This window comes from Macellibacteroides sp. (genome assembly GCF_050251695.1).
Taxonomy (GTDB): Bacteria; Bacteroidota; Bacteroidia; order Bacteroidales; family Tannerellaceae; genus Macellibacteroides; species Macellibacteroides fermentans.
The window spans coordinates 1-5599 of sequence record NZ_JBFWMI010000135.1 but is presented as its reverse complement, the minus strand read 5'-3'; the positions used below and the strand labels follow the sequence as shown (position 1 = coordinate 5599).

Sequence of the window (5599 nt, the reverse complement as noted above, 5' to 3'; positions counted from 1 at the left end):
AGCACTTGATTCCGTTTCGGCTACGCCTGCACTCCATCAAGTGCTGACATTAGCCTCTATTTTTTCTGATTAGCTGGTATACTTTTCAATTGGAATGGTGGTATACTTTTGAACTGTTATTTATAAGTTTTGGCAATTCATTCAATAACTGATCCAGGTTATCAGTATTTATTAATGTTACTCTTGAATTCTCAACAGTTTGAATGTAATAATCTGATGGAGTATTATTGTTGAAGCTTTTTAAATCGGAAATCCACCAGCCATCAATCGCAAATTGAACAATCTGTTCTACAGCTTTATCGTTTATAAAATACATTCGCAAACAACCTTTTTCCACAAAAAACAGATTTCTGCAAAAGCTATTTTCCTTTAAAACATACTCTTTTTTCTTATAGTCTATTTGTTCAGTGTATTTGCTTAAAGTGGCTATATCACTTTCAGTTAAGCTAACGTATTTTAGTATGTCCTGAATTAAATTATCGTTCATTTTGTAATTTTTAGCTGTCGATACAACCAATATGAGTGTCACAAATTTAAGAGATATTTTATAATGTAACCCCTGTCTTAAATATAGATATTTCTCTATAATTCTTTATTTCATTATTTACAGGCCTACCATTCATTACTTCAATAATATAATCTATAAATCTTTTAGATAAATGATCCATCCCATCTCCTTCTATTAAGGAGCCGGCATTGAAATCAATCCACCCGGGTTTATTGATGAACAAATTACTGTTTGTGGATATTTTTACAGTAGGTACAAAAGTACCAAAAGGTGTACCTCTTCCGGTAGTAAAAAGAACAAGATGACAGCCGCATGCAGCAAGAGCAGTACTTGCAATCAAGTCGTTGCCGGGAGCACTTAATAGATTCAAGCCTTTAACTTTCAATTGATCGCCATACATTAAGACATCGCGAACAGGAGATGCGCCTGATTTTTGTGTACACCCTAACGACTTTTCTTCCAATGTAGATATACCACCTGCTCTATTTCCAGGAGAAGGATTCTCGTATATAGGTTGGTTGTTCTCAATATAATTGGCTTTAAAATCATTTATCAAATGAACAACTTTATCAAATACAGCTTTATTCAGACTACGATTCATTAAAAGAGTTTCGGCACCGAACATTTCTGGCACTTCTGTTAATACAGTAGTACCCTCTTGACTTACTAAAAAGTCAGAGAATGCACCTAATAAAGGATTGGCTGTTATGCCGGAAAAGCCATCTGAACCGCCACACTTTAATCCAACTTTAAGTTCCGATAAAGGAATATCAGTTCTTTTATCTTTTGAGGCGTAACAATATAGCTCATTCAATAATCGCATTCCTATTTCTATTTCATCTCCAACTTGCTGCGTAACCATAAATCGAACACGTTCCTCATCATACTCACCAAGAAACTTCCTGAATTCATCTATTTGATTGTTTTCGCATCCTAATCCAACTACTAATACGCCACCAGCATTTGGATGTTTAACCATACCGCGCAAAATCTTTTTCGTATTTTCATGGTCATCGCCCAATTGTGAGCATCCATAGTTATGAGGAAAAGCAACAATTGCATCTACACCAGCTCCTTTAGTCTGATTCCGAAAAGCTTCTGCCAACTGATTAATTACACCATTTACACAACCTACAGTTGGAATGATCCAAATCTCATTTCGAATACCCACATCGCCGTTCTTCCTTCGGTACCCCTTAAAAGTAATATCACATTTTTCGGTCATGGGCAGAGCTTTTTGCGCTTGATAAGTATAATCCAACACACCTTCCAGATTGCTCTTAATATTCTTTTCGTTAATCCATGTACCCTCTGGAATTGTTTGGCTAGCATGTCCGATAGGGAAACCATATTTTATAATATGCTCATTCCGGGCAAAGGACTTCAAGGCTACTTTATGACCTGCAGGAATATCTTCCAACAAGGTAATCTCTCTGTCATCGATACGTAATTTATCTCCGGCCAATAAAGGAATTATAGCCACAGCTACATTATCTGCCGCATTTATTTGTATATACTTATTCATTGGATGATTCTTTTTACAGTCTGAAGCATTCCTTCTTGTTGAATCAGATCTAAATATAGTTTTATCTGCTCGGTCAAACCAGGAATTTCATTTAAATCTTCTCCCCAAATAAAATCCGCACCTAATACTCCACGAGCAATCTTTCCGGTATTATTTGTCTTCCATAATTCATCCAGAAGAGCAATTATTTCAGGAGCATCATTTGGTTTTATTTCCGTACCATCTTCACGAACACCCCCTTTGTAATAAGTAATAATGGCAGCCAAACCAAGAACCAATCCATCCGGTAATTTACCATTCCTACTTAAATAAGTTTTCACTCCTGGCAGGTCACGCGTTTTATATTTTGGAAATGAGTTCAACATTATACTGGTTACCTGATGATCTACAAAAGGATTATTAAACCGTTCCAAAACATCACGTGCGAACTGTTCCAACTCCACTTTAGGAAGATCCAATGTTTCAAGCAACTCATTATACATCACCCTATTGATGTATTTACCAACCACTTTATCCTGACAAGCCTCTCTTACAATATCAATTCCAGAAAGAAAAGCTACCGGAGATAGTACTGTGTGCGGTCCATTTAACAAGACAACCTTTCTGTCATGATAAGGCTTTTCGTCGGGAACAAACAAAACATTCAATCCACCCATGTCCGCAGGGAATTCCAGGGCAACTTCCTGTGGAGCTTCGATCACCCATAAATGGAATATTTCCGCTTGCACAAGTAACTGATCATTATATTGTAATTTCTCTGTGATTTCCCCAATATCTTTATGAGGAAAACCGGGAACAATACGATCTACTAAAGTGGCATAAACACCGCATGCTTCTTCAAACCATTTTTTGAAATCATTGCCCAATTCCCATAGATCGATGTATTTATAAATTTCTTCTTTCAACTTATGTCCGTTCAGGAATATCAACTCACAAGGGAATATGATCAAACCTTTACTCAAATCTCCGTTGAATGTTTTAAAACGATGATACAGTAACTGAGTCAGCTTCCCCGGATAGGAGGAGCAGGGTTTGTCCGTCAACCTACAAGTTGGATCAAAAACAATACCGGCTTCTGTTGTATTTGATATTACAAACCGCATCTCAGGCTGTTCTGCTAATTTTAGATATTCGTCAAACCGTGAATATGGATTAATAGCACGGCTGATAACATCTATCAAAGTCAGCCTATTCACCGGTTCACCTTTATCCAATCCCTGTAGGTTTACATGATAAAGACAATCCTGCCCATTAAGTACATCAACCATGCCTTTTTCAATAGGCTGAACCACCACTACACTACTGTTGAAGTCGATTGTTTGATTCATATTCCAAACAATCCAATCCACAAAGGCGCGAAGGAAATTTCCTTCTCCAAACTGGATAATACGTTCAGTGTATTGTTTTGCAGACGCTGTTTTTCTATTTAATTCTCTCATGAAAGATGCTTCGTTTATCACAGTATTCTTTTATACTCTTTTACTGCTTTAGGTTTGATAGATGTTAGATCAGCAATGTTTACAGGGGCTTTTGACGCGATACTATTTCGAGCCGCTATACCAACCAAACAGGCTAAAGCTCCATCACGGACATTGGCACATTGTTTAAACGGATCACCAATTTCAGGTAAGAATATCTGGTCTTTCAATAACTTATCACCTCCTCCATGTCCGGATGCAGCGAATGGGACATGAATGTATTCTCTGCGAGAGAAGTTTTTAAACAATACAATCTCATCATAGTTCTTATCAGATGTAGGTTTAGACTCCTCAATCCAGGCATCTATCCGTCCTTTAGTTCCGTTGAAAGCGATTCGGTATCCTTCGTAAGGAGAATATGCCGTCAATGAATACGCCACCTGTACCCCATTGGCATATTTTATGGTTGCTGCCATTTTGTCGAATATATTAACATCGTTTTTAAATACACATCCGTCACGCAGATAACCATCATATTTCTCATTTTCAACATAAAGATCAACCATGGTTCTATCTCTCATTATATCGAAATAGAACGGACATTCTTTTGTATGCTTACAGGTACGACAGTTCTCAGCCCGAATAGAACCGTTCTTTCCATAAAAGTCCAGGGCCCCCGCAGCATATACAGACTCCGGATCACTGTCTATCCACCAATTTAACAGATCAAAATGATGGCTGGCTTTATGTAACCACAACGATCCGCTGCATTCCACCAGTCTGTGCCAACGCCGGAAATAGTCGGCACCGTGAGAGGTATCCAGATACCAGTGAAAATCGACGGAGGTGATATCTCCTATTTCACCAGCACGAAGTAGTTCCCATATTTTTGCCCGGTGAGGTGAATACCTGTAATTAAATGTGACTCTGCATGTTTTGCCAGTTCGCTTTTCGGCATCCAGAATCGCCTGAATTTTCTTTTCATCGATCGTCATTGGTTTTTCAGTAATAATATCTGCTCCCAGCTCCATGCCACGAATAATGAAGTGATGGTGCGTACTGTCTATTGTCGTTACAATTAGCACATCGGGCTTGGTTTCAGCCATCATTTTCTCAAAATCGGTATAAGTTGGACAATCAGTTCCTATGATACGTTTTCCTGTTTCTAAACGTCCTTCGTTATTATCACAAAGGCCAACGAACTCCAGATAGTCAGCATAGTTTTTCGTCAGATCACTTCCCCACATGGATGTTCCACGAATACCTGTACCAATAAGTGCGATACGAACTTTTTTATCAGGCAATGCTGTACTGCTTTTTGTATCTGCTTTTAATTCAGAAATAGGATTGAGCAGAGCCGTTCCGGCAATTGTCCCCGTTGTTGCAATAAAATGTCTTCTTGACATTTTGGTAGTTGTGTTATTCATAGTATTAATTTAAAAGTTTCAATATTAGTCATAGCAAATATATGTTTTACTTGATAACGAAGCAAATGGAAATCAAGGTATTTACTCATAATTTCTGGGAGGCATTTGGAGTAAAGTGCGCAACCGGATTGATTGTTCATTGTATTTGTATGTTCATTGACAATGAACATACAAATACAATGAACATAATAAAATAAAGAAAATCTCTCATTCATTAAATACAGATCCCCCCAGCCCGGCATTCAATTGAACTCCTGAGGGAGGATTGCTTATTTCTCTGCTACGTCTTATATGGTTCCAAATAGTTTCCCTCCATATAACTTATTTAGAATTAAATTTCTTTTAATTCAACGTTAATTTCATCGAGATTAATGGTGTTGGCACTCCAGATTTCATCTTTTTCCAATCCCAGCCAGTCCCTATATTCTCCAGCTTCTTCACTGTCAGGCATTGTTCGGAAAACATTTTTCATTTCTTCATACCCATAGCATCCACCGCAATCTTCGGGCGGACAGCTACCCTTACCCGAAAGACAAATAGCTTCTTTACGTTTGTTGTCGGAAACGGCTTCTAAGGTTATTTCATGAACCCAATTGTCTCCAAAATCATATACATATAAAAGTTTACGAATATTATCTGTAAATACTTTAGACAACTTAACTTTTGATGCATCCAAAGTCTTAACACCAAAATCAAAATCATCTTCAGAGGGGATCGCAAT

5 protein-coding genes are annotated in these 5599 nt (G+C 37.7%); all 5 read right to left on the bottom strand.

The annotated features are described in order from the left end of the window. Window positions 1–85: 85 nt before the first annotated feature. The gene (locus AB7E53_RS13870; RefSeq protein ID WP_446776335.1) at window positions 86–487 is read right to left on the bottom strand and encodes a Crp/Fnr family transcriptional regulator; all 402 of its coding nucleotides are present in this window, start codon (window positions 485–487) and stop codon (window positions 86–88) included. 58 nt (window positions 488–545) lie between these two features. After that, a complete protein-coding gene (locus AB7E53_RS13865; protein WP_446776333.1) occupies window positions 546–2033 on the bottom strand; it encodes a UxaA family hydrolase in 1488 nt (495 codons plus the stop codon). Next, complete coding sequence (locus tag AB7E53_RS13860) at window positions 2030–3472, bottom strand: tagaturonate reductase (protein ID WP_446776331.1); 1443 nt, start codon at window positions 3470–3472, stop codon at window positions 2030–2032. The genes AB7E53_RS13865 and AB7E53_RS13860 overlap by 4 nt, the downstream gene beginning before the upstream one ends. A 17-nt stretch (window positions 3473–3489) precedes the next feature. Then, window positions 3490–4878 carry a Gfo/Idh/MocA family protein gene (locus tag AB7E53_RS13855; RefSeq protein WP_446776329.1) on the bottom strand — a complete coding sequence of 463 codons (1389 nt, stop codon included), beginning with the start codon at window positions 4876–4878 and terminating at the stop codon, window positions 3490–3492. A 331-nt stretch (window positions 4879–5209) separates the two neighbouring features. Beyond that, window positions 5210–5599, bottom strand: a 390-nt coding sequence (locus tag AB7E53_RS13850; protein WP_446776327.1) for a plasmid pRiA4b ORF-3 family protein, incomplete at its 5' end; no start/stop codon positions are given.

Excerpts from the sequence above, each read along its gene's own strand:
- AB7E53_RS13855 (WP_446776329.1), bottom strand. The coding sequence starts at position 4,878 with ATGAATAACACAACTACCAAAATGTCAAGAAGACATTTTATTGCAACA.
- AB7E53_RS13860 (WP_446776331.1), bottom strand. The coding sequence starts at position 3,472 with ATGAGAGAATTAAATAGAAAAACAGCGTCTGCAAAACAATACACTGAA.
- AB7E53_RS13865 (WP_446776333.1), bottom strand. The coding sequence starts at position 2,033 with ATGAATAAGTATATACAAATAAATGCGGCAGATAATGTAGCTGTGGCT.
- AB7E53_RS13870 (WP_446776335.1), bottom strand. The coding sequence starts at position 487 with ATGAACGATAATTTAATTCAGGACATACTAAAATACGTTAGCTTAACT.